Origin of the sequence: Brucella tritici, from assembly GCF_008932285.1 — a bacterium.
Lineage (GTDB): Bacteria > Pseudomonadota > Alphaproteobacteria > Rhizobiales > Rhizobiaceae > Brucella > Brucella tritici.
Genome location: NZ_WBVY01000008.1, coordinates 17,203 through 39,616, shown reverse-complemented (window position 1 = coordinate 39,616; position 22,414 = coordinate 17,203). Strand labels below are relative to the sequence as shown.

The following is a 22,414-nucleotide window of genomic DNA, read 5'->3' as shown; positions in this document are numbered from 1 at the left end:
TTTAAATACTTTACCATGACGCGCATCTTGTCTGAAAACCGTTTCACACTTTTCGGGATGCGCTCCAATAAACCGAACAGTTACGGAATCTTTTCCAATTCATCGGACATTGACGCAAACCGAGAGCACGCAACCGCAAGAAGGCAATGATCCGTTTTCTCCTCAAATCCGTATTCTGGCTGTCGTTGGCATTCATCGTGATGCCGCGCTTCTTCCCTGCGGATGAGCAAAGCAAGCCGCAGGAGAAGCCAGCCATTGCCGAGACGAAGCGGGAGCCGGATTCTATCGACCAGCTTCTCGCCAATGGCAAAACCGCCGTGGAACTGGGCAAGCTGTGCATCGACAACCCTTCCTTCTGCCAGAACGGCACCTCACTTGTCTCCAGCGCCGGAAGCGGCCTTCTGGAAGGAAGCCGCGCTGCCCTCGAATATCTGAGTGATCGTTTCGGCACAAAACCGCAACCGCCTGCGAGTGTGGAACCGGTTGCCACCGCACCTATGCAGGCCGCAATCGGCATTCCCATCCCGACCTCGCGGGAAGAAGCCCTGCGCACACTGGACCGTCGCCCGACTGGTTCCATTCAACGCTAGAGCTTTTTTAGACACGCATCTGGGTGCGCTCGAGTTTTCCGTGACCTTGCGGTGTTTCATGACTATATAAGCGGCAAGAAACTTCTTTCAGGCGAGTATCATGACCACGACCATCGATAGCATCATGTCCGATTTCGAATTTCTCGACGATTGGGAAGACCGCTATCGCTATGTCATCGATCTCGGCAAGGAACTGCCGCCCTATCCCGACGATGCGCGCGATGCTGCGCACAAGGTTCAGGGCTGCGTCAGCCAGGTCTGGCTGAAGACGCTGCCGCAAGACGGCAACGATCCGATTATCGAATTTCTGGGCGATTCCGATGCGCATATCGTGCGCGGCCTGGTGGCCATCGTGCTGGCGCTTTATTCGGGCCAAAAGGCTTCGGACATTCTCGCCGTGGACCCGGAAGCCATCCTGAAAAAGCTCGGCCTCGACGAACATCTGACGCCGCAGCGCTCCAACGGACTGCGCGCCATGGTGGCGCGCATCCGTCGTGAAGCAGAGCTGGCGAAAGAATCAGCCTAAGAACCCGTTCCAAAAGTCGCCCTGTGCGGCTGCAAATGGCAATTTACCTGCGTTCCGGTGCTCAAGTACCAAAAAGTACATTGCGCTCCGGTACTCGAAAATCACCATTTTCGCACTCACATGCCGCTTTTTGATTCAGGCTCTAAAAGTTTCTCAACCGACAAGGCTGCGGCGAGCAGCCTCTTGTCCGTGCCGCCGCGTGCGCTGAGCATGAAGCCGGTCGGCAGCGTCATGCCCGGCATCGGCACAGTGATGCTGCACAGGTCGAACTGGTTTCCGACCTGTGTATCACGCAGCAGCAGCCCTTCCACACGGTCATATTCAGCCTCGTCATTGCTGACCGAAGCAATCGTCGGCGCAACAATCGGCGTGGTTGGCGTTACGAACATATCGAAGCCGCTCAGGCGCTCGTCCATTTCACGAACAAGCGTAGCGCGCGTTTCCATGATCCCGCGATAGGTTTCCATCGGAACCTTGACGCGAACAGCCAGAGGGCGCTTCACGCGAATATCGACATTGGCATCAGGATCGCCAAGCCAGGTCGACGCATGGATATGACTTGCCTCGATCCCGGCGATGGAGCCGACGCGGGTTGCCTCGCGCAAACGCTGGATCAGATCATCGACTTCCAGATCGGCAATGATCGCTCCTGCTTTTTCAAGAAGCGCAACGGTTGCCTCGAAATGTCTCGCGACGTCCGGCTCCATATCGGCCAGAAGATAGCCCTTCGGCAGTGCGATGCGCAGCCCCTTGAGCGGCAGGGCGTCCGGCAACACGGGCGCTTCGCCTGCCATAATCGCGTCGGTTATAATGGCATCGGCCACTGTCCTGGTCAGCGGACCAACGGAATCGAGCGACGGCGCCAGCGGAAATGCACCGTCCAGCGGAATGCGCCGCGCAGTCGGCTTGAAGCCGACAATGCCGTTCAGCGCTGCCGGAATGCGCACCGATCCGCCGGTATCCGAACCGATAGCGATTTCGCTGGTGCCTTCCGCTGCCGAAACGGCCGCACCCGACGACGATCCGCCCGGAACACGCGTCGGATCAATCGCATTGCCCGGCTCGCCGTAATGCGGATTGAGACCGACCGGCGTGAAAGCGAACTCCGTCATATGGGTCTTGCCGACAATGACCGCACCCGCTTCGCGCAGATGCCGGACGATCATGGCATCCTGCGTTGCCGGAGCCACATCGCGTCGAATAACCGAACCGGCAAGTGTCGGCTCTCCGGCAACATCGAAGAGATCCTTGATCGAAACAATACGCCCATCGAGCGGGCTGACGGGGCGCCCGTCGCGAAGGCGCGCATCGGCGGCATCCGCCTCAGCCCGCGCCTGTTGTGCATAGACCTTGCTGAAAACGTGTTCGCTTGCTGCCCGCGCTTCCAGTCGCGTCAGGATGCTTTCCAGCCGATCCCGTACCGAATTCATGTGATTTCTCCCCACTTCCCCAACGGGCACAGAGTCCCTTTGAGAAAGAGGCGATAGACCTGCCTCCGATAGCTGTCAATGAGGGTGCCGCCTCGTCAGCTCATATAGTCTGCGGTCGCATCTGCGGCCGGTAGTCGTCGGTTCCCCAATGCAGGACAACCGCTCTTCCCCGCTCCTTTTCGAGGTGAGGATTATAGTGCCGGTGCAGCGCGGCCAGACCGACCTTGAGCAGCATCTTGGCCGAACGAACCGGCCACTGCCGCTCCCGTTCCACGGTTTCGAGCCCTTTCAGAAAACAGCAGACATCGACAAGAACACCGTTCAGCTCCGGTCCGACCGCTTCCAGTGCCCGCTCGACACGGATGCGGCTGGCCAGCGCGATATCCGTCAGCTCTGCCATGCCTCCCGGCCCGCTGCGCCCACCTCCGACGCGGGTGTCCCAGCGCATGGTGACGGATGGCATCAGCGACCCGCGTGTATAGTCGGCGCGTAGCCTTTCGCCGGCCAGAAACTCGCTTTCCGAAATGAAGGACGAACCATTCGCATTCTTGCGCCTGTAGAGCATGGCAAGCGGCGATTCCTCCAGATTGATCTCAACCCTTTCGCCCTGCTCATAGTCGATAGTCTGCAAGGTTCTTGCCGGGCGGGACAATGACTTGCCGCCATCTTTCAAAGGTCGGTTGGCGGGCTGCGATAGAACAAGCCGCTCCTCCTCCCAATGCAGCAATCCCCTTTTTTGCATGGCCTCCAGCTCGGCGCGGGAGGCGGCAATGGCCCCCTGTTCCGTCGCAAGCAAAACATGCGAAGCGCGAACGGAATCCTGAACCTCGCAGTCGCCATTCTTCAAAAACCGCATGATTCTCGCTTCGGATGCCGACAATTGGGTGGTCATGCCGCCATCCTCCAGGCCGTGAAGGCACTTTGCGCAATCCGTTCAAATGTCGTGACGATTGCATCGAAATCCGTATCGTCCCGCATGTCTTCCACCAGATGACAGGCATGCATTACCGTTGTCCGGTCCCGCGCAAATCCGGCGGCCACTTCGCGCATGGCCAGCCCGAAAGCCGTATGCGCAACATACATGCCGATCTGCCGAACACGGGCCACCTCACGCCTGCACCGCAGGGGCGACCGCAATTCAGCGCCGGAAACACCGAACATAGCCACAAGCAAATCGATAAGGGCATCACAGAGCACAACATTCTGCTGCTCCCGCGAACGGTCGGCGATACCCTCCACCCTTTCGAGGCTAAGGCTTCGCCCATGCCGCGCAGCAAGCACCTTCAATGCTTCGAAAGCTTCCGCCCGCGTATGAATGACATCCGATAGTTCCAACGACATTCATCTTTCCTCGCCAGAATAGGAATATCTTCTTATACGGAGGAAAATGCAAGTGTGGATAAGTTTCGTGGAATAATTTGCCGTCTTTGGTTGGTTTCGACACTTCTAACATAGGCTAAGACCTTGTCATCGCGGCATTAACTTGCCTCGGTCGATTACGATCCATAGCTATTTTACAGAAAAATCCGGCAAAATCTAGGAATATTATCCAACACAATTCTGCATGGCTCATGCTCTTTCGCATCAGGAAATGAGGATAATTGCCATGGAAGCGGATCTGAAACACGCCCGCACACTATTTTTTGCCCGGCAAAAACAGAATCAACTGACCGCGATGCAGCGCATTGCCTTGCAGATCATCGCCGGTATCGATCTCGATGAAGTTTTCACGGCACCGCAGGAAGAAAAAGAGCGCACCAAACGGCGGTTGACGCGCCTTATGGAAAGGGAGCGCTTGAAAGGCATGTGTGGTCACTGGAGTTATGACCTGAACCGGCACATTGCATTGAAACAGGCTTTCGACCGGATCGGTTGAAAAGATCATTTGCTTCCGAAAATGCTCAGCCCAAAACAAAATGGCCGTTATCAAAAAGCATAAGCTCAACGATAACGGCCATTTCTATAAAGTTTTCAGAACAGATGCGGTAAAGCGCAGCTCGCTCGAAATGTCGGAGCGATTAAGCGTCCTTAGGCTTGCGACCCAGGCCCATCTTCTTCGCCAGACGCGAACGAGCAGCAGCGTAGTTCGGAGCAACCATCGGATAGTTCGGATCGAGATCCCACTTTTCGCGGTACTGTTCCGGGGTCATGTTGTAATGGGTCATCAGGTGACGCTTCAGCGACTTAAACTTCTTGCCGTCTTCGAGGCAGATGATGTAATCGTCATGAACCGACTTCTTCGGGTTGACGGCAGGCTTCGGCTTCTCAACGACGACAGGCGCTTCTTCGCGTTCGACGTGACGCTTGAAAGCGGCATGTACTTCAGCGATCAGCAGCGGCAGCTCGCCAGCGCGAATCGAATTATTGCCGACATATGCGGCTACGACATCTGCAGTAAGGCTTAGAAGCAGTTCTGCGCTCTCGTCGTGCGTGTCCAGATTTTCCATAAGGTAGATTTCCTTTTTACTTTTTATTGTTGCGTAATCGACGACTGGAGATCCCCGCCTGCCATCGTCGTTACGTATTCCAAAACTCTGCCCCATCCGTTCGCGATTGCGAATATCAGTTGATAATGTCATTTGCAATAGAATTGTCAAACCACATTACATTACCGACAAGTCTTTCTTCTTGAATCGGCAAATAGAAAAACTCGAACTCAACCTTACTAAGATTGGGAAACTTTGAATCGCGATGTGTTCGCGTCGCCGCCCCTGTCATTTATTGAAGGATATGGATGAAGCCGCAGTTCACTGCCGTGCTTCCTTTAATTTGCCCGGCCAGCGTTAGCAATAGTTTTCTCCCTCAAGTTTTCTTGTACGTCGTGCAAGACTAACATGTTTCCGTTACGTAGCTTTTGGCCGCAGAATCGGGCCTCAAAAAGGCATTGCTCAAATATATTTCAACGGAATCAACTCGCTTTCGCCTTTTTGGACAACTATATAAACACCAGTATCACCCGCTAGTGGTCCGATTCCAACATTTGCACCCCTCGGTTCAAGCGCTGAGCAAATGTTGGTATCCAAAAGACCACTAGGAAGTATATGTATCTGGTGGATTTTTCGAATTTGACGTTTGAAACAGCATCTATGTCAGCCGGGATTCAAACGTCAAATTCAATCCACTAGAGCATGTCTCCCGAAAGTGGGAACCGGTTTCGGGATAAAGACATGCGTAAAAACAAACAGATAGAGCATTTCCAATGATTCAATCAAAACAGGAAATGCTCTAGAAGGCACGGCTTACCGGCCTTGCAGCAAATCGAAACAGTTTTCATCGGAATTGTGGATGTCTCAAAGCTCCCCCCAACTTCAACCACCGCATGCAGCCAAACATCCGGTCAATGACACCCGCCACGGGATCACACGCACCGACGACTATGCTTGGTTGCGTGCAGACAATTGGCAGGAAGTATTCAAGGACCCATCGGTTCTGTCCCCTGAAATTCGCATGCATCTGGAAGCAGAGAATGCATATCAGGCAGCGCTGATGAAGGACACGGAAGCGCTACAGAAAAGCCTGTTCGCAGAAATGCGCGGGCGCATCAAGGAAGACGACTCCTCCGTTCCCGCCAAGGATGGGCCTTTCGCCTATGGCGTGTCCTATCGCACCGGCGGCGAGCAGCCCTATTTCATTCGCACGCCACGCGATGGCGGCGCGGAAACCATCCTTCTCGACGGTGACGTCGAAGGCAAGGACAAGGCCTATTTCCGCCTTGCATCAGCCGATCATGCGCCGGATCACCAGCTTTTGATCTGGGGTTACGATGACAAGGGTTCAGAATTCTACAAGCTGAAAGTCCGTGACCTGTCGTCCATGAAAGACCTTGAAGACATCGTCACCGACACGAATGGCGGCGGTGCGTGGGATGCGGAGAGCAAGGGCTTTTTCTATACGCGCCTCGATGAGAACCATCGACCGTCCAAGGTCTTCTATCACAAGGTGGGCACGGACCAGTCTGAGGACCACCTGATCTATGAAGAGAAAGATCCAGGCTTCTTCCTCGGTGTCGGCGGCTCCGCGCTGGACGACTATATCTTCATCGACATTCATGACCATGAAACGTCGGAATGCTGGCTCCTTCCAGCCAGCGATCCGGCGGCAAAGCCGCAGCTCGTCATGGAGCGCAAGACCGGTACGGAATATGACATCGCACCGGGTGGCGATGTGTTCTACATCCTGACCAATGCGGATGGTGCCAAGGATTTCAAGATATGCCAGGCGCCTGCTGCCACACCGCAGCCGGAAAACTGGGTCGAGGTCGTGGCGGAAAAGCCGGGGCGGCTGATCCTGTCACACTCCGCCTACAAGCATCATCTTGTCTGGATGGAACGCGATAACGGCCTGCCGCGCATCGTGATCCGCGATCGCGAAACCGGCGAGGAACATGCCATCGCCTTCGACGAGGAGGCGTATTCGCTCGGCCTTCACGGCAGCGCCGAATATGATACGGATGTGATCCGCTTCTCCTATTCGTCCATGACAACGCCGGAACAGCTCTTCGACTACAATATGCGGACACGGGAGCGGAAGCTTTTGAAGACGCAGGAAGTTCCTTCCGGTCACAATGCGCATGACTATGTCACGCGCCGGGTCTTCGCCAAGGCTTCGGACGGCGAACTGGTGCCGGTGTCCCTGCTCTATCACAAGGATACAAAGCTCGACGGCTCCGCGCCCTGCCTGCTTTATGGCTACGGCTCCTATGGCATCACCATTCCGGCAAGCTTCAGCACGTCGCGGCTCTCGCTCGTGGATCGCGGCTTCGTCTATGCCATCGCGCATATCCGCGGCGGCAAGGACAAGGGTTTTGCCTGGTATGAAAACGGCAAGCGCGACAAGAAGGTGAACACGTTCACCGATTTCATCGCTGCCGCAGAGCACCTCGTTGCCGAAGGCTTCACCAGTCATGACCGCATCGTTGCGCATGGCGGTTCGGCAGGCGGCATGCTGATGGGCGCGATTGCCAATATGGCCCCCGACGCATTCGGCGGCATCATTGCCGAAGTGCCATTCGTTGACGTGCTGAACACGATGCTGGACGACACTCTTCCGTTGACCCCGCCGGAATGGCCCGAATGGGGCAATCCGATCACATCGGAAACGGATTACCGGATCATTGCCGGCTATTCGCCCTACGACAATGTCAGCCGTCAGGCCTATCCCGCCATTCTGGCCGTGGCAGGCCTTACCGATCCGCGCGTCACGTATTGGGAGCCTGCAAAGTGGGTCGCCAGACTGCGTGAGCTCAAGACCGACGACCATCCCGTCCTGTTCCGTATCAATATGGATGCGGGCCATGCCGGGGCGTCGGGTCGCTTCTCGCGACTGGAGGAAGTCGCCTATACCTATGCCTTCGCGCTCAAGGTGACAGGCAAGGCGGGCGACACGCTCTGATCCGCGAAAACAAGCATCGCGTCCGGTTTTTAGGATGCGATGCTTCCTTCATTTTTTGCATGTCTTGATCCCGAAACCGGTTCCCACTTACGGGAGACATGCTCTGAAAAAACGCGCTACTTCGCTTATGATCTTATAGTATTGTTCAATAGCTATTCTTTTTAGGGAGAAACCGATGTTGCGTCAGGTCATTGCTGTTTGCCTCACTTCCGCATCGCTTGCGGTTTCCAGCCTTGTCGCGCTGCCGATGTCGGCTGAAGCGCAGGTGCGCAAGGATGTCAGCGAATATGCGGGCCAGCGTTGCAACGTGCCGAGAAGAGGCAGCGGCATCATCGTCGGCCAGTTCAGCGGCGTGGACGACTCGCCCTTCATCACAGGCGGCGACGGACTGGTTTCGATCGACCGTGTCCGGTGCTTCAGCAGCATGTCTGAATGCAAGGGCTGGCTCTATACGATGCAGAGCAAATACACCAATGCTGGCGCCGCTACTCTGGTGCGTTGCACCAAGCGCTGAAGCTGAACATAAAAACTGCGGTTTTCACGAAGCCTCGCGAATGGCATCCTCCCAACACTTGATGCATCGCCTTCGGGCGTCATCTTCGGTTTGGGAGGATCGGAAATGCAGCAGGCCAGTTATGTACACGGTGCGAGCGACAAGCTTCTCATCGGCAATACGATCGGTCGGCATCTCGACCAGATCGCGGAAAAATATCCCGACCGTCCTGCCGTGATCGTCCGGCACCAGAATATCCGGCTGACCTATTCCGAACTCAAACAACTGACCGATCGGCTTGCCGAAGGCTTCCTCGCCATCGGGCTTCGCCCCGGCGAACGTCTCGGCATATGGTCGCCGAACAATCTCGAATGGATTCTCACCCAGTTTGCGAGCGCAAAGGCGGGTCTGATCCTCGTCAACATCAACCCGGCCTATCGGGCGCATGAGCTGGAATATGTGCTGGGGAAAGTCGAATGCGCAGCACTCATCCTCGCGCCGTCACTGAAAACCAGCAACTATATCGATATCCTGCGCAGCATCGTGCCTGAACTGGATGAAGCCCGCCCCGGCCACGTGATGTCCGAGCGACTTCCCAATCTAAGGTGCGTCATCCGGCTCGGCGCGGAACAGACGCTGGGCATGCTGAATTTCGACGATGTCGCCCAATCCGGCGATGAAGTCACCGGGCAAGAACTGGCGCAGCTTGCCGAAGAACTGCAATTTGACGATCCCATCAATATCCAGTTCACCAGCGGCACGACCGGCAGCCCGAAGGGCGCAACGCTCTCGCATCACAATATCCTCAATAACGGGTTTTTCGTCGGCGAGGCGATGCAGCTTTCCGAACAGGACCGGCTCTGCATCCCGGTGCCGTTCTATCATTGCTTCGGCATGGTGCTCGGCAATCTTGCCTGCGTGACCCATGGTTCCTGCATGGTGATCCCGAACGAGAGTTTCGATCCGCTCCTGACGCTCCAGACCGTTGAAGAGGAGCAATGCACCGGCCTCCATGGCGTGCCGACAATGTTCATTGCGATGCTCGATCACCCGGAATTCAGCCGTTTCAACCTCACCAGCCTGCGCACCGGCATCATGGCCGGATCGCCCTGCCCCATCGAAGTGATGCGGCGTGTGGTGAGCGAGATGCACCAGAGCGAAATCACCATCGCCTATGGCATGACGGAAACCAGCCCGGTCAGTTTCCAGAGCTCGACGACTGACCCTGTGGAGCGGCGCGTTTCCACCGTCGGGCGCATCCATCCGCATCTGGAGGTGAAGATCGTCGATGCGGATGGCAAGGTGGTGCCGCGTGGCGAAAAGGGCGAATTGCTGACGCGGGGCTACAGCGTCATGCGCGGCTACTGGAACGATGCGGAAAGTTCAGCCGGCGCCATAGATGATGCGGGCTGGATGCACACGGGAGACCTCGCGACGATAGACGAGGAAGGCTATTGCAACATCGTCGGGCGCATCAAGGATCTCATCATTCGCGGCGGCGAGAACATCTACCCGCGCGAGATTGAAGAGTTCCTCTTCACCCATCCCGCGATCAGCGACGTCCAGATATTCGGCATTCCCGATCGAAAGTTCGGTGAAATCATCTGCGCCTGGGTCAAGCTGCACAAGGATGGCCAGCTTTCCGAAGAGGAGCTGGCCGAATATTGCCGACAGCGCATCGCGCATTACAAGGTTCCGGCCCATATCCGATTCGTGGATCAGTTTCCGATGACCGTAACCGGCAAGATCCAGAAATTCGTCATGCGGCAGGTCATGATCGAGGAACTTGAATTGCAGGAAATTCGAACAGCGTAATTATCTCGTCACCTCACGAGGCATATTCTCCAAGAGCATTTGCTGTTTTGATTGAATCATTGCAAATGCTCTATCTGTTTGTTTTTACGCATGTCTTTATCCCGAAACCGGTTCCCACTTTCGGGAGATATGCTCTAGAGCGGGATGTTTGTAAGTTTTATCGTCGTCTCGCTCTAAGTTTTTGTTTGAGCATGATTTTATCCGAAAGCCGGTTCCCACTTTTCAGAAACATGCTCTAATATTTTCGCTCATGGCGGCTTGCAAAGCGAAGGCGAGAATGCATATTACGTAAACGTAAGATTTTTGGGAGAGTTTCCATGGAAGAACTGATCGCACGCATCACCTCCAAAGTTGGCATCGATGCGGCAACGGCAGAAAAGGCAGTCGGCATGATCCTCGCCTTCCTGCAGAAGGAAGGTCCGGCAGCGGAAGTCCAGAAGCTTCTGGCAGCATTCCCCGGTGCCGAAGAAGCAATCGCGCAGGTCAAGGGCGGCGGCTTCCTGTCTGGCCTGATGGGCGGCGTGATGGGTCTCGGCTCGCAGCTCATGGGCGCTGGCCTCGGCATGGGTGAAATTTCCGGCGTTGCCAAGGAAACCATCCGCTTCGCCAAGGAAAAGGCCGGTGACGAACCAGTCGATGCCGTCATCGGCGCAATTCCGGGCCTCGGCCAGTTCGTCTGATTAAAGTTTACATGCTCGAAAAGGCTCCGGTTTCCGGGGCCTTTTTATTTGGACAGCCTGGAGCCTCTCCTGTTTTGATTGAACCATTGGAAATGCTCTCTCTTTGTCTTCACGCATGCCTTTATCCTGAAACCGGATGCAGCCGCGTGAATGATGGACTGATTTCCTCCGCAGGAGGCTCGCACTTTTTGCTGAAAAAACCTTCAGTATAAAACAATAGTATTTAAGTCATGTTTTTCACGATAACGTGAATCCAATGTAATAATCCCTATAAATTCAGAATGATACTTGCCACACTGGGGATTTACTCGATGCGATGATTGCAATGTACAGGATTGTATCGGATATTTGAACCAAGGGAGAATTTTTGTTCATTTTTTAAATATGGAGAATCGTATGCGTTTGTTTTTCCTGACTGTCAGCTCTGCAGCGGTATTGATTGCCGGTGTCGCACAGGCTGACGTCATCGCTGATCGTCAGGCAATCATGAAGGACCTTGGACGTTCGGTTGGGTCGATTGCTCCCATGGTCAAGGGCGAGAAGCCGTTCGACGCAGCCACAGCTCTTGCTGCACTCGAAAAAATCGATGCCGACGCCAAGAAGCTGGACGTGGACACGCTGTTCCCTGCTGGTTCTGATCAGGGTGACACCGAAGCTTCTCCGAAAATCTGGGAAAACAAGGACGACTTCGTCAAGCACGTCGAAAAATTCCAGACCGATGCCGCAGCAGCACTGGCAGCCAAGCCGCAGGATCTGGATGCGCTGAAGCCAGCCTTCCAGCAGGTCGCCGCCAATTGTGGTTCCTGCCATCAGGCCTTTCGCGTCAAGAAGAACTGATCTTCACTGTTGACACAGAGCACACCGGACGGAAACATTCGGTGTGCTGGATGTGAGTGGCGCGGTGCCAATGCCCCGCGCTCTAACGACCCTGTTGAATGACAGCCATAAGAGCGGTCCGCAATCGCCGGAACCGCCAGACGGGAACGGATGGAATGGTCCGAAAACTGGCATATGTCGCAGGCGCCGTGGTCGTCCTTGGAGCTGCGGCTTTCTGGATTCTGACCACACCGCAGAAGGTGGACGCGACCGTGCTGGACGCGATGAAGCCCGGCGACCCCGTCAAGGGCGAACAGGTTTTCTGGGCGGGCGGCTGCGCTTCCTGCCATGCCGCACCCGGTGCCTCGGGTGATGCGCGCAAGGTGCTGGCGGGCGGCCATGAGCTGGTTTCAGATTTCGGGACTTTCATTGCGCCCAATATTTCCCCGTCCGAGCAGGGAATTGGAACCTGGACTATTCAGGATTTTGCCAACGCGATGCTGAAAGGCGTCGGAAAGCAGGATGAGCATCTTTATCCGTCCTTCCCCTACACCTCTTATACAAGGATGCAGCCGCAGGATGTGGCCGACCTCTTTGCCTTTATGAAAACGCTGCCGCCTTCCGACAATGTCGCGGCCCCGCATAAGCTCTCCTTCCCTTTCAATATCCGGCGAGGGCTCGGCCTCTGGAAGCAGCTTTACCTGACCGACCGGCCAGCGGTGGAAATCGCAAATGCTTCCGATCATGTGAAGCGCGGCCAGTATCTGACAGAAGCGCTTGGCCATTGCGGCGAATGCCACACGCCGCGCAACACAATTGGCGGGCTGGATACCGGCAAATGGCTGGCCGGAGCACTGTCACCGGAAACCGGCAGCGACGGAAAACGAGGCGTTGTTCCGAACATCACGCCGGACGAAGCGGGCATCGGCGGCTGGAGCGAAAAAGACATCTCCTACGCGTTGCAAAGCGGCTTTACCCCGGATTTCGATTCGCTTGGCGGCTCGATGACAGACGTGGTTGCGAATATGGCCCATATTGCCGAAGCGGATCGCAATGCCATTGCCGCCTATCTGAAAGCCATTCCGGCGCACCCGAACGGCTATCCGGCGCGTTGAGGGCCGCGATCCGGCATAATCTTACCGATCCTCGTTTCACTCCGGCCGGATTTTGCTCTATATCGTAAGCTATACCAAGTCTCATCGAGTTTGACTCATCGTGACTTGGTTAAGCCCGTGCGGCAATTGAGCATTTTCAGGGCGTGATGCCTTAGCATCTTGGCGCCCTGCTATTATAGTTGAACAGAGGGAGCAAGCTGCCTGATGACTGCCGAAGACGCTATTTTTCTTGGCGCGAGCCGCAAGCCTGACGACTCCTACCAGCAGCCGGAATATCTAGCGCTGAAATACGGCAACCGGCACGGCCTCGTCACCGGCGCGACCGGCACGGGTAAAACGGTCACGCTGCAGGTTCTGGCCGAAAGCTTTTCGGCGGCTGGCGTTCCCGTTTTCTGCGCCGACATCAAGGGCGACCTTTCCGGCATTGGCGCCATCGGCGTTCAAAATGACGGTCTCATCAAACGTGCGGCGGAAGTGAAGCTCGACCCGTACGAAATGCGCGCCGCACCTGTGATCTTCTGGGATATTTTCGGGGAACAGGGCCATCCCGTCCGCGCTACCATTTCAGAGATGGGGCCGCTGCTCCTGTCGCGCCTGATGAGCCTGACCGATGCGCAGGAAGGCGTGCTGAACATTGCCTTCCGCCTGGCGGATGAAGAAGGCTTGCTGCTTCTGGACCTGAAGGATTTGCAGGCCATTCTCGCTGAAATGGCGGAGCGCTCGGCAGAGCTTTCCGGCAAGTACGGCAATGTGAACAAGGCTTCGGTGGGCGCGATCCAGCGTTCGCTTCTGGTCCTCGATCAGCAGGGCGGCTCGAAATTCTTTGGGGAACCGGCGCTCAAGATTTCGGACCTTATGCGCACCACGACCGACGGGCGTGGCGTGGTGAGCGTGCTCGCCGCCGACAAGCTGATGATGAGCCCGCGGCTCTATTCCACCTTCCTGCTCTGGCTGATGTCGGAACTGTTCGAGGAACTGCCGGAAGTCGGCGATCCCGACAAGCCGCGGCTCGTCTTCTTCTTCGACGAAGCCCACCTTCTCTTCGATGAAGCGCCGAAGGCACTTGTCGACCGTGTCGAACAGGTGGTGCGCCTGATCCGCTCCAAGGGCGTCGGCGTTTATTTCGTGACGCAGAACCCGCTCGACGTACCGGAAACGGTTCTGGCACAGCTTGGTAATCGCGTGCAGCACGCGCTTCGAGCCTATACGCCGCGCGAAACCAATGCCGTGAAGACCGCAGCCGATACGTTCCGTCCGAACCCGGATTTCAACACGTTCCAGGCGATCACCAATCTCGCCACCGGTGAAGCGCTGGTTTCCATGCTTCAGGCAAAAGGCGTGCCTTCCATCGTGCAGCGCACGCTGATGCGTCCGCCTTCATCGCGCATCGGACCGCTGACACCGGAAGAACGCGCCAGGATCATCGCGGCAAGCCCGGTTGCCGGGCAATATGATCAGGTTGTGGACCGTGATTCCGCTTTTGAAATGCTGGCCCGCAAGGCGCAGAATGCAGCAGCAGCGCAGCAAAAGACCAAGGAAGAGGAAGAAGGCGGTGGTGGCATTCTTGGCGATCTCGTCGGCACCGCACTCGGCACTGGCCGTCGCTCCGGCCGCCAGACGGTTGCGGAAGCCGCGATGAAATCCGTCGTCCGCTCGGTCGGCAATTCGCTTGGCCGTGCACTGGTGCGCGGCATTCTCGGCGGCTTCAAACGATAGCGCAACCAACAGGGATAAACTCAATGAGCGAGTTGACTGTCGTTGACTACGCAACGCTATGGACGGCATTTTTAGCGACAGTCGGCTCCATTGCTGGAGTTTGGGTTTATTTTAGAAAGGGTCCCGTGTTGGTGGTAAAAATTATACCGCCAACACGAAACAGGAAAAATAAATCTTCATCAGATCGAATTATTACAATCGAAATCACGAATAAGGGTGAAATTCCTGCAACGATAAGCCGGATTGACGTGCAAACCACCGTAAGGAAAGCGTTTTTTCGAAGAGGTGTTTTACAAGAGGCCATTTTCGATGATTCCACCCCATGGCGCCCAGACTATTTTTTGGAACCTGCAGCCAGCAAAGTTTACGATCTGAAATTCTTCAACGACTGGGATCCAGATACACAGCGCATTGACGTCTTTGTTTATTTGCGTGGACGAAATGCTCCCATTTCCACCCACGCTCGCGGCTAATGTTCGCGCCGATGCATGGTGTTAGCTAGTCACCGGTTTGGCGAGAGCGTAGGCTACGAGGGCATTGGCGTGACCATGTCCCATCTCGAATTCCGACTTCAGCCAGTTGACGATTTCCATATGCTTGTCGCCCTTTCGCTGCTCAATCAGCGAAAGCCAATGCTGGACAGGCTGTCCGTACTTTTTCTCGATGGACGGGAAATAGGACGCAGGCCCCTTCACGGCTTCCTTGGCAGTTTTTTCCTCGGACATGACTTCCCTCCCCTTGTTCCGACGATTTGTCCGCGCGGAAAGTGACTTATTTTCAAGGCGGCGGCAAGTTGGCGCGACACAATAGAAAAAGCCCCGGACAGTTAGCTGTCCGGGGCTTTGCAATCTGCCGTTTCGGCACTCGCAATTACATCACCAGAATTGGTGACTTCGCCGGAACGCGATCGTAGAGATCGATGATGTCCTGGTTCAGGAAGCGTACGCAGCCCGAAGAGACCGCCTTGCCGATGGACCACCATTCCGGATTACCGTGCAGGCGGTACAGCGTGTCTTTGCCATCCTGGAAAATATAGAGTGCACGGGCGCCGAGCGGGTTCTTGAGGCCCGGAGCCATGCCGCCGTTCTTGGCGCTGTACTGCACCAGTTCCGGCTGGCGGGCGACCATTTCATCCGGCGGGGTCCAGCGCGGCCACTGGCGCTTGTACTGGATCACAGCACGGCCAGACCATGCGAAGCCTTCGCGACCGATGCCGACGCCGTAGCGCATCGCCTGTCCGTTTTCTAGAACGAGATAGCAGAAGCGGTTAGCCGTATCGATGACGATCGTACCGGGCAGTTCGCCGGTTGGGTCCTGCACAACCTGACGCAGGAAGCGCTTGTCCATCTTCTGGATCGGAATTGCCGGAAGCTGGAAGCCGCCATCCTCGACGGCGGCGTACATCTGCGCCCAACCGCCATAGGAAGAATCGACATTGGCCTGCGGGGTGCGGTTGATCGGGTTGCCCGACTGATCCACATCAATGATTGGAACATTCTGCCCCAACTGAGCGCAACCGGCCAGACCGGCGGCCGCTGTTGCTGTCATTGCCGTCAGAAAGGAACGGCGGGTAAGGGTCGTTTGCATATGAAAACCAGTTTGGTGACGGGAGGAGTTACAGATACACATTCAGGGTTAACGAATTGCGACCCGGCCAATTGTGGCAGATGCGCGGTGAGCTGTCGAAACGGCCTCAAACGGCTGTTTCCGGTGTTCGGTTGCACGGAAAACGCCCGAGAAATGTGGCGTACGCCCGTTCGTAATGCGGCCTAAACGTGGCGAAAGCCCACCAGCATGGCTCGTGTTGCAGCCGCGACACAATTTTGGGTGCAGGAGCCTGCTTTCCATAAACCGGGAAAGTTCAAATTTTAGTGATTACTCAATCAAGCAATTGGAGACTTGGCAGAATCAATGCCGGAGCGAACTGCTTATATTCGTCGGGCTGGTTGCTCCGATTGATCCAGACCCCGCGCATACCGAACCGTACCGCACCTGCCACATCCCAGCGGTTCGAGGACTGGAACGAGATTGCGGAAGGATAAAGCCGCCATTGCAGGGTGACGAGCTCATAGACCGCCGGGGCAGTCTTGTATTTCCTGACTTCATCGACCGAAATCACATCGTCGAGCAGGACGTCGAGCGCTGCCGAACGGACGGCGGATTCCAGCATCGCGGGTGAGCCGTTGGAAAGAATTGCAAGCCGTGCGCCCTTTTCCTTCAGGCTTTTGAGGGCCGCTGGCACTTCCGGATAGCAATCGAGCTTCCAATAGGCGTCGAGCAGGTCATTGCGCAGCGCCGGATCGACAGAAGGGTAGCGTGCGAATGCGAAATCGAGCGAATCCTCGGTCAGCTTCCAGAAATCGCTATAGGCACCCATCAGGCTCAGCACCCAGGAATATTCGAGCTGCTTTGCGCGCCACAGTTCGGAAAATGCCCGTCCGTCCGGCCCGGCTTTGTCTGCATGTCGCCGCACCGCCGAATGGACATCGAATAATGTGCCATAAGCGTCGAAGACATAAGAACTGTGGGACACCGTTTCCTCCTGTGAGGGTCCGCCACGCATCGCGAAGCATAAAATCTAGAATTGCGCCATCCTACTGTGATTTCAATAATAATTCATTGTCTTGAAGCTGAATTGCACATTCGCGCCATTGCCGCCCGCACCGATGCGGCCTATGTAGATTCCGCACGCAAGTTTTGAGGCAGCATCTGCTCGGCCCGCCGCAAGCTGCCCACGTAAGTTGCCATGTAAGCAGAAAGAAAAGAGGAGAGTTTCCAATGGCTTTCGAACTGCCCGCCCTGCCGTATGACTATGACGCCCTTGCGCCTTTCATGTCGCGCGAGACGCTTGAACTTCATCACGACAAGCACCATCAGGCCTATGTCACCAATGGCAACAAGCTGCTTGAAGGCTCCGGCCTCGAAGGCAAGAGCCTTGAAGAGATCGTCAAGGAAAGCTATGGCAAGAACCAGGGCCTCTTCAACAATGCCGGCCAGCACTACAACCACATTCTGTTCTGGAAGTGGATGAAGAAGAACGGCGGCGGCAAGAAGCTGCCGGGCAAGCTTGAAAAGGCAATCGAGTCCGATCTTGGCGGCTACGACAAGTTCCGTGCGGATTTCATCGCTGCCGGTGTCGGCCAGTTCGGTTCGGGCTGGGCCTGGCTGTCGGTCAAGGACGGCAAACTTGAAATCTCCAAGACCCCGAACGGCGAAAACCCGCTGGTTCATGGCGCAACGCCGATCCTCGGCGTCGATGTGTGGGAACATTCCTACTATGTCGATTATCGCAATCTGCGTCCGAAGTACCTCGAAGCCTTTGTCGACAGCCTCATCAATTGGGAATTCGTCGAAGAGCTGTACGAAAAGGCCTGATGCCTTTCATGCAGGAATAAAGAAAAACCCCGGTTTTGCCGGGGTTTTTTGTTGCTATTCTTTTATGACCTGCACACCCACGTGTTGCGCGCGCCCTGCTCCCCATCCAGCGATAGCAGCGCCCAACCCCAACACGGCGAAAAAGAGACCGCAGGCGGTAAAGCTGCCCGTTGCGCTGTGGATCAGCCCGACGATGAGCGGGCCGATTGCGGCAAGCGTATAGCCAACGCACTGCGCCATACCGGACAAATGCGCCGCCGTGTGCGAATCCGGTGCGCGCAGCACGATCACCATCATGGCGGCGGCGATGAGACCGCCCTGCCCGATGCCCTGAATGACCGCCAGTCCCCAATAGGTCCACAGCGGTAGATAGAGAAACCCGATCAGCGGCAAGGCCGCACAGGCGCAGAGAATGACATTGAGCAGACTCTGGTTCTTCTGACGGGTAGCAATGGAAGGCACTGCGAGACAGGTAATGACCTGCGCCAATATCGAAAAGGAAACCAGACCGCCCGCCGCTGCCGGGCTGAGGCCCTGTTCGCGCAGGATAGGCGCCAGCCATCCGAAAACGATATAGGCAGTGGAGGATTGCAGCCCCATGAACAGGGTTACCTGCCAGGCCAGCTTGTCCTTCCACAAGCCGATCACCTTGAAACCCGAATGGGCGACATTGTGTTTCGCACGCATGGCCTGCGGCAGCCACAACAGCAGAACGACTGCCGCCGGAACAGCCCAGAATGCCAGAGCGAGGTTCCAGGAACCGCCGAGCATCCCCTTGATGGGAATGGTGAACCCGGCTGCGGAGGCAGCGCCGCCGCATAGCGCCATCGTATAAAGACCGGTCATGATGGCCGCAGTTTTTGGAAAGTCACGCTTGACGACCCCCGGAAGCAGGACATTGCCTGTCGCAATGGCGGCACCGGCCAATGCTGCGCCAATATAAAGCGAGTAGAACGAACCGAAGCCGCGAATGGCGGTGCCGACAGTCAGCACGACCAGCACGAAAAGCAGGACACGTTCGGCGCCGAAACGCTGCGCCAGCCGTGGTGCAAACGGCGCAAAGACACCAAGGCAGACAACCGGCAAAGTGGTCAGAATACCGGCCGCAATGGACGACATGCCGGTGGCATCGATGATTTCCGGCAAAAGCACGGAAACGCTGGAAAATACCGGTCGCAGATTGGCGGCGATCAGCACGAGGCTCAGACCCAGCAAAATGCGCATCGCCTTGCTTGGCGGCTGCTGGACTGGCGGCGGCGGAACGCTGTCCACCTCAGCGTCGACCAGTGCCTCTGGCTGCAGCATCGCCTCGTTTTCTGCCGTATCCGACAGGGCTGTGTTCGTGTGGCTCATGATGCCAGCAACCTTTCAAGTTCTTCAATCAGGGGCGCCATGAAGCGACGAACCGTTGCACCGGCCTTGTCAGGATCACCCGAGGCGATGGCTTCAACGATCTGTCGGTGCGCTTCATGGTTTGGCTCGGGCAGTTCGCCGTCGAGCGTGGCTTCTATGGATTCGCGAATGGAGGCGGAGAAAAAGGCATAGACCTCGATCAGTGCGCTGTTGCCCGAGGCCGCAACAATGGCCTCATGAAAAGCAAAGTCTCGGGCCACGAAAGTTGCCCGGTCGAGTTCATCGCGATTGCCGCGCTGTGCCAGCATTTTCTCCAGATGGACAATCCCCTTGGACGTGATGCGCAAGGCGGCGAGCCGCGCCGCCTCCGTTTCCAGAACTGCCCGGGTCTCGAAGCGGTCGCGCAGGCTGGTATGGCGGATGCGGTCGAGGCTGCGCACCGTGTCGGCTGTGGAGCGGACATAGGTTCCCGAACCCTGCCGGGTTTCCAGCATTCCCTGTGCCACCAGCGCCCGCACAGCTTCCCGTACCGTGCCGCGACTGACATCAAGTGTTGCAGAAAGTGCTGCTTCATTTGGCAACTGGTCGCCTATCGTCCAGCGTCCGGACGTAATTTCTCCACGCAATGCCTGCGTGGCCGAATCCGTCAATGTCTTGCGGGATATTGCCTTCATACCTTCACCAAAGTCATCTGATGACTTGATGAATTAGACCTGCGTAATGAAGCTGTCAACCGTCATGAAGAAAGCTGATTGCGGGCTGATGCAGCGGATTTGATAATCCTGTTGTCACACTGGTATCCACTGCCGCATTCCGTTAACAATTTTCGCGCAAAGTGCCCCATAATCCAGCCGCTCGAGATTTCGGGCCAGACTTCAGGTGCCAGTATGATCACACTTTACAGCCTTTCCGGAGATCACCTCGAACAAGTGGAAGTCGAGCCCGGTACTCCGTTGCCCGAGAATGTGATCTGGATCGATCTGTTTGCTCCCGGCGTCAATGAAGACAGTATTGTCGAGGCATGGATGGGCATTTCAATCCCGACCCGCGAAGACATGACGGAGATCGAGGAATCGAGCCGCTTCTATATGGAAACCGGCGCACAATATCTCACCGTGCCGATCCTGCATGCGGTCGATCTGGACCACCGCGAGCTTGCTCCGGTCACCTTCATTCTGCACGGATCGCGGCTGATAACCGTGCGCTATGCCAATCCGAAATCGTTCAGCACCTATATCCTCCGTTCGACCAAGCCGGGCAACGGGCTGATATCAGCCAAGTGCTCGGGCCTGTCGATCATGCTTGGCATCACCGAAGCCACCACGAACCGGCTTGCCGATATTCTGGAAGGCGTGGCGGGCAAAATCGATGCGGCCTCGCACTCCATCTATCGCCGCCAGCCGAAAGCCCGCCCGATGACGACGGAGGATTTCCGGCACATATTGACCCAGATCGGTGGACAGGGAACCTTCCTCTCGCGAATGCGCGAAAGTCTGGCGGGTATCAGCCGCATGCTGGTCTATCTGTCGGCCATCAACAATCCGGCAGCCGGCAAGAAGGAAACGCGTAGCTGGATCAAGTCGCTGGAGCGCGACACGCAATCCCTGACCGCCTATGTGGATTTTCTGTCCAATAAGGTTACGTTTCTGCTCGATACGATCGTCGGGCTGATTTCGGTTGAACAGAACGCCATCATCAAGATTTTCTCTGTGGCGGCGGTTGGTTTCATGCCGCCCACGCTCGTGGCTTCCATCTATGGCATGAACTTCTCCTTCATGCCGGAGCTGCATTCGCCCTGGGGCTATCCAATGGCGCTTGGTCTGATGATCGCTTCTGCCCTGCTGCCGCTCTATTATTTCCGCCGCAAGGGCTGGCTGTAGCTTGTGGTGACAACACAGGCGCACCATGTTATATCATGCGTTATAACATAGGAGAAAGGCCATGAATGTAACCCTGCGCAAAATCGGCAATTCCGACGGTGTGATCATCCCGAAGGAAATGCTGGAGCAGTTGAACGTGCAAACTGGCGACACTCTGGTCCTGACCGCAGACAAGGATGGGCTGAGACTGACCAGGAGCACGGAAGACCCGGAAATCTTCGAGAAGAAAATGAAGATCGCCCGCGAGCGGATGAAAAAATACGAGACCGCTTATCGCGTGCTCGCTCAATGATTGAGTTTCATTCGCGGGCTTTCATAGAAGCGCTGCATCAGGAGCAGTTGCGTTTGCATGGCGGTGCAACCGGCATTCGCGATACCGGCTTGCTTGATTCAGCACTTGCGCGTCCGCTGCAAAAGGAAGCCTATGGCGATCCGGATATTTTCGACCTGGCGGCGGCCTATCTGTTCGGTGTGCTGAAAAACCACCCCTTCGTGGACGGCAACAAGCGAACAGGGCTGGCTGCCGCCGACTTGTTTCTTTATTTCAATGGTTTCAGTCTTGAGGCCGAACAGGAAGACATTATCCAACTCGTCCTGATGGTTTCGACGAGTGAAATTGATGAAACCGGCGCCGCAGCGTTTTTTCGTGACCATACGGTCGCGATAGAAGAAGACTAAACAACCTTCAGCGACACGATTTCCCATTCGACATTATTGATTTTCACGACATCGCCGACCGGCTTGCCGAATAACAGAATGGCAACGGGCGCCACATGGGAAATCTTGCCGTTTGATGGGTCGGCCTCGTCCTCGCCCACGATGGTCCAGCGACGGACCTTGCCGTCGTCCAGATTTTCCAGTTCCACCGTCATGCCGAAACGCACGACATCACTGTCGGAAGCGGGAACCGAAAGCTCGGCATTTTCGCGCCGCGCTGTCCAGTAGCGCAGATCACGCGAGATACGCGCAATCGCCGAACGCTCGCCCGCCACATTGGCATCTGCCAGCTCACGCTGCAGCCGGGCGATTTCATCCTCGATCATCTTCAGGCCCGTCGGCGTGACGAGATTGCGATGCGGACTGACCGGGCGCTCGCCAAGATCGGTCGGCGCATCATCCTGTTCCTTGGTAAAAGCTCTGCTCATCAGTTGAATGTAAGCAGTTGGCACATCCCCGGCAAGCCTCCTTGCCAGATAAGCCACCCACTGTTGCGACGGTAAATGCATGATTTGCA

The 22,414-nt window shown here is 56.2% G+C and carries 25 protein-coding genes; 15 read left to right on the top strand and 10 right to left on the bottom strand.

Annotated elements, in window-relative coordinates:
- The first annotated feature begins 146 nt into the window (after positions 1–146).
- Both F9K94_RS22180 and F9K94_RS22175 read left to right on the top strand, forming a co-directional pair.
- Positions 147–590, top strand: a complete 444-nt coding sequence (locus F9K94_RS22180; RefSeq protein ID WP_151648646.1) for a hypothetical protein — start codon at positions 147–149, stop codon at positions 588–590.
- A gap of 100 nt (positions 591–690) precedes the next feature.
- A complete protein-coding gene (locus tag F9K94_RS22175; RefSeq protein ID WP_151648644.1) occupies positions 691–1,116 on the top strand; it encodes a SufE family protein in 426 nt (141 codons plus the stop codon).
- Between the two features lie 116 nt (positions 1,117–1,232).
- Here the strand turns inward: F9K94_RS22175 and F9K94_RS22170 are convergent, their stop codons facing one another.
- From F9K94_RS22170 to F9K94_RS22160, 3 genes are all read right to left on the bottom strand, one after another.
- Positions 1,233–2,546 (bottom strand): amidase, encoded by a 1,314-nt coding sequence (locus tag F9K94_RS22170; protein WP_151648642.1) that lies wholly within the window; start codon positions 2,544–2,546, stop codon positions 1,233–1,235.
- A gap of 100 nt (positions 2,547–2,646) precedes the next feature.
- Positions 2,647–3,438: a DUF6456 domain-containing protein gene (locus tag F9K94_RS22165; protein WP_151648640.1), complete on the bottom strand. Its 792-nt coding sequence runs from the start codon at positions 3,436–3,438 to the stop codon at positions 2,647–2,649.
- Positions 3,435–3,881 carry a helix-turn-helix domain-containing protein gene (locus F9K94_RS22160; protein WP_151648737.1) on the bottom strand — a complete coding sequence of 149 codons (447 nt, stop codon included), beginning with the start codon at positions 3,879–3,881 and terminating at the stop codon, positions 3,435–3,437. Before F9K94_RS22160 ends, F9K94_RS22165 begins: the two co-directional genes overlap by 4 nt.
- A gap of 271 nt (positions 3,882–4,152) precedes the next feature.
- Here F9K94_RS22160 and F9K94_RS22155 point away from each other — a divergent pair, with 271 nt between their 5' ends.
- Positions 4,153–4,422, top strand: coding sequence for a cytoplasmic protein (locus tag F9K94_RS22155; RefSeq protein ID WP_151648638.1), 270 nt, complete (start codon positions 4,153–4,155; stop codon positions 4,420–4,422).
- A gap of 142 nt (positions 4,423–4,564) precedes the next feature.
- Here the strand turns inward: F9K94_RS22155 and F9K94_RS22150 are convergent, their stop codons facing one another.
- Positions 4,565–4,993, bottom strand: a complete 429-nt coding sequence (locus F9K94_RS22150; protein ID WP_010661576.1) for a MucR family transcriptional regulator — start codon at positions 4,991–4,993, stop codon at positions 4,565–4,567.
- Between the two features lie 838 nt (positions 4,994–5,831).
- On the opposite strand from F9K94_RS22150, the gene F9K94_RS22140 reads away from it, so the two are divergent.
- The 8 genes from F9K94_RS22140 to F9K94_RS22105 all read left to right on the top strand — a co-directional run bounded on the left by F9K94_RS22140 (position 5,832) and on the right by F9K94_RS22105 (position 15,045).
- Positions 5,832–7,937, top strand: a complete 2,106-nt coding sequence (locus F9K94_RS22140) for a S9 family peptidase (protein ID WP_151648636.1) — start codon at positions 5,832–5,834, stop codon at positions 7,935–7,937.
- A gap of 175 nt (positions 7,938–8,112) precedes the next feature.
- Positions 8,113–8,451 (top strand): hypothetical protein, encoded by a 339-nt coding sequence (locus F9K94_RS22135; RefSeq protein ID WP_151648634.1) that lies wholly within the window; start codon positions 8,113–8,115, stop codon positions 8,449–8,451.
- 105 nt (positions 8,452–8,556) lie between these two features.
- Positions 8,557–10,245, top strand: a complete 1,689-nt coding sequence (locus F9K94_RS22130; protein ID WP_151648632.1) for an AMP-binding protein — start codon at positions 8,557–8,559, stop codon at positions 10,243–10,245.
- A gap of 317 nt (positions 10,246–10,562) precedes the next feature.
- On the top strand, positions 10,563–10,925 hold the full coding sequence (locus tag F9K94_RS22125; protein WP_010661572.1) for a DUF2267 domain-containing protein: 363 nt from the start codon (positions 10,563–10,565) through the stop codon (positions 10,923–10,925).
- A 396-nt stretch (positions 10,926–11,321) separates the two neighbouring features.
- Complete coding sequence (locus F9K94_RS22120) at positions 11,322–11,762, top strand: c-type cytochrome (protein ID WP_151648630.1); 441 nt, start codon at positions 11,322–11,324, stop codon at positions 11,760–11,762.
- 155 nt (positions 11,763–11,917) lie between these two features.
- Entirely contained in the window at positions 11,918–12,856 is a 939-nt protein-coding gene (locus F9K94_RS22115; RefSeq protein WP_151648628.1) for a cytochrome c, read from the top strand.
- A 204-nt stretch (positions 12,857–13,060) separates the two neighbouring features.
- On the top strand, positions 13,061–14,572 hold the full coding sequence (locus F9K94_RS22110; RefSeq protein ID WP_151648625.1) for a helicase HerA-like C-terminal domain-containing protein: 1,512 nt from the start codon (positions 13,061–13,063) through the stop codon (positions 14,570–14,572).
- 23 nt (positions 14,573–14,595) lie between these two features.
- Complete coding sequence (locus F9K94_RS22105) at positions 14,596–15,045, top strand: hypothetical protein (RefSeq protein WP_151648623.1); 450 nt, start codon at positions 14,596–14,598, stop codon at positions 15,043–15,045.
- Positions 15,046–15,066: 21 nt separating this feature from the next.
- On the opposite strand, the gene F9K94_RS22100 is transcribed toward F9K94_RS22105, so the two are convergent.
- The 3 genes from F9K94_RS22100 to F9K94_RS22090 form a co-directional block, all read right to left on the bottom strand.
- Positions 15,067–15,297 carry a DUF4287 domain-containing protein gene (locus F9K94_RS22100; RefSeq protein WP_151648621.1) on the bottom strand — a complete coding sequence of 77 codons (231 nt, stop codon included), beginning with the start codon at positions 15,295–15,297 and terminating at the stop codon, positions 15,067–15,069.
- 145 nt (positions 15,298–15,442) lie between these two features.
- Positions 15,443–16,159: a L,D-transpeptidase gene (locus F9K94_RS22095; RefSeq protein ID WP_061347206.1), complete on the bottom strand. Its 717-nt coding sequence runs from the start codon at positions 16,157–16,159 to the stop codon at positions 15,443–15,445.
- A gap of 292 nt (positions 16,160–16,451) precedes the next feature.
- Positions 16,452–17,105, bottom strand: a complete 654-nt coding sequence (locus tag F9K94_RS22090) for a haloacid dehalogenase type II (protein ID WP_112590704.1) — start codon at positions 17,103–17,105, stop codon at positions 16,452–16,454.
- 245 nt (positions 17,106–17,350) lie between these two features.
- Between F9K94_RS22090 and F9K94_RS22085 the strand changes: the two genes are divergently transcribed.
- Positions 17,351–17,947, top strand: coding sequence for a superoxide dismutase (locus F9K94_RS22085; RefSeq protein ID WP_012092469.1), 597 nt, complete (start codon positions 17,351–17,353; stop codon positions 17,945–17,947).
- Positions 17,948–18,001: 54 nt separating this feature from the next.
- On the opposite strand, the gene F9K94_RS22080 is transcribed toward F9K94_RS22085, so the two are convergent.
- On the bottom strand, positions 18,002–19,252 hold the full coding sequence (locus tag F9K94_RS22080) for a CynX/NimT family MFS transporter (RefSeq protein WP_235920671.1): 1,251 nt from the start codon (positions 19,250–19,252) through the stop codon (positions 18,002–18,004).
- A 44-nt stretch (positions 19,253–19,296) separates the two neighbouring features.
- Positions 19,297–19,974, bottom strand: coding sequence for a FadR/GntR family transcriptional regulator (locus tag F9K94_RS22075; protein ID WP_151648617.1), 678 nt, complete (start codon positions 19,972–19,974; stop codon positions 19,297–19,299).
- Positions 19,975–20,187: 213 nt separating this feature from the next.
- Between F9K94_RS22075 and F9K94_RS22070 the strand changes: the two genes are divergently transcribed.
- From F9K94_RS22070 to F9K94_RS22060, 3 genes are all read left to right on the top strand, one after another.
- The gene (locus F9K94_RS22070) at positions 20,188–21,180 is read left to right on the top strand and encodes a magnesium transporter CorA family protein (protein WP_061347454.1); all 993 of its coding nucleotides are present in this window, start codon (positions 20,188–20,190) and stop codon (positions 21,178–21,180) included.
- 61 nt (positions 21,181–21,241) lie between these two features.
- Complete coding sequence (locus F9K94_RS22065; protein WP_061347202.1) at positions 21,242–21,472, top strand: AbrB/MazE/SpoVT family DNA-binding domain-containing protein; 231 nt, start codon at positions 21,242–21,244, stop codon at positions 21,470–21,472.
- Positions 21,469–21,858: a type II toxin-antitoxin system death-on-curing family toxin gene (locus F9K94_RS22060; RefSeq protein ID WP_061347201.1), complete on the top strand. Its 390-nt coding sequence runs from the start codon at positions 21,469–21,471 to the stop codon at positions 21,856–21,858. The genes F9K94_RS22065 and F9K94_RS22060 overlap by 4 nt, the downstream gene beginning before the upstream one ends.
- Here F9K94_RS22060 and F9K94_RS22055 read toward each other — a convergent pair.
- Positions 21,855–22,325 carry a GreA/GreB family elongation factor gene (locus tag F9K94_RS22055; RefSeq protein WP_151648735.1) on the bottom strand — a complete coding sequence of 157 codons (471 nt, stop codon included), beginning with the start codon at positions 22,323–22,325 and terminating at the stop codon, positions 21,855–21,857. The genes F9K94_RS22060 and F9K94_RS22055 overlap by 4 nt on opposite strands.
- Between the last annotated feature and the right edge of the window lie 89 nt (positions 22,326–22,414).

Bases quoted from the DNA above. Each gene is read 5' to 3' on its own strand.
- F9K94_RS22135 (WP_151648634.1), top strand. From the start codon at position 8,113: ATGTTGCGTCAGGTCATTGCTGTTTGCCTCACTTCCGCATCGCTTGCG.
- F9K94_RS22075 (WP_151648617.1), bottom strand. From the start codon at position 19,974: ATGAAGGCAATATCCCGCAAGACATTGACGGATTCGGCCACGCAGGCA.
- F9K94_RS22140 (WP_151648636.1), top strand. From the start codon at position 5,832: ATGTCTCAAAGCTCCCCCCAACTTCAACCACCGCATGCAGCCAAACAT.
- F9K94_RS22110 (WP_151648625.1), top strand. From the start codon at position 13,061: ATGACTGCCGAAGACGCTATTTTTCTTGGCGCGAGCCGCAAGCCTGAC.
- F9K94_RS22100 (WP_151648621.1), bottom strand. From the start codon at position 15,297: ATGTCCGAGGAAAAAACTGCCAAGGAAGCCGTGAAGGGGCCTGCGTCC.
- F9K94_RS22165 (WP_151648640.1), bottom strand. From the start codon at position 3,438: ATGACCACCCAATTGTCGGCATCCGAAGCGAGAATCATGCGGTTTTTG.
- F9K94_RS22180 (WP_151648646.1), top strand. From the start codon at position 147: ATGATCCGTTTTCTCCTCAAATCCGTATTCTGGCTGTCGTTGGCATTC.
- F9K94_RS22080 (WP_235920671.1), bottom strand. From the start codon at position 19,252: ATGCTGCAGCCAGAGGCACTGGTCGACGCTGAGGTGGACAGCGTTCCG.
- F9K94_RS22095 (WP_061347206.1), bottom strand. From the start codon at position 16,159: ATGCAAACGACCCTTACCCGCCGTTCCTTTCTGACGGCAATGACAGCA.
- F9K94_RS22070 (WP_061347454.1), top strand. From the start codon at position 20,188: ATGATCACACTTTACAGCCTTTCCGGAGATCACCTCGAACAAGTGGAA.
- F9K94_RS22065 (WP_061347202.1), top strand. From the start codon at position 21,242: ATGAATGTAACCCTGCGCAAAATCGGCAATTCCGACGGTGTGATCATC.
- F9K94_RS22175 (WP_151648644.1), top strand. From the start codon at position 691: ATGACCACGACCATCGATAGCATCATGTCCGATTTCGAATTTCTCGAC.
- F9K94_RS22170 (WP_151648642.1), bottom strand. From the start codon at position 2,546: ATGAATTCGGTACGGGATCGGCTGGAAAGCATCCTGACGCGACTGGAA.
- F9K94_RS22085 (WP_012092469.1), top strand. From the start codon at position 17,351: ATGGCTTTCGAACTGCCCGCCCTGCCGTATGACTATGACGCCCTTGCG.
- F9K94_RS22155 (WP_151648638.1), top strand. From the start codon at position 4,153: ATGGAAGCGGATCTGAAACACGCCCGCACACTATTTTTTGCCCGGCAA.
- F9K94_RS22120 (WP_151648630.1), top strand. From the start codon at position 11,322: ATGCGTTTGTTTTTCCTGACTGTCAGCTCTGCAGCGGTATTGATTGCC.
- F9K94_RS22125 (WP_010661572.1), top strand. From the start codon at position 10,563: ATGGAAGAACTGATCGCACGCATCACCTCCAAAGTTGGCATCGATGCG.
- F9K94_RS22105 (WP_151648623.1), top strand. From the start codon at position 14,596: ATGAGCGAGTTGACTGTCGTTGACTACGCAACGCTATGGACGGCATTT.
- F9K94_RS22115 (WP_151648628.1), top strand. From the start codon at position 11,918: ATGGTCCGAAAACTGGCATATGTCGCAGGCGCCGTGGTCGTCCTTGGA.
- F9K94_RS22150 (WP_010661576.1), bottom strand. From the start codon at position 4,993: ATGGAAAATCTGGACACGCACGACGAGAGCGCAGAACTGCTTCTAAGC.
- F9K94_RS22060 (WP_061347201.1), top strand. From the start codon at position 21,469: ATGATTGAGTTTCATTCGCGGGCTTTCATAGAAGCGCTGCATCAGGAG.
- F9K94_RS22055 (WP_151648735.1), bottom strand. From the start codon at position 22,325: ATGAGCAGAGCTTTTACCAAGGAACAGGATGATGCGCCGACCGATCTT.
- F9K94_RS22130 (WP_151648632.1), top strand. From the start codon at position 8,557: ATGCAGCAGGCCAGTTATGTACACGGTGCGAGCGACAAGCTTCTCATC.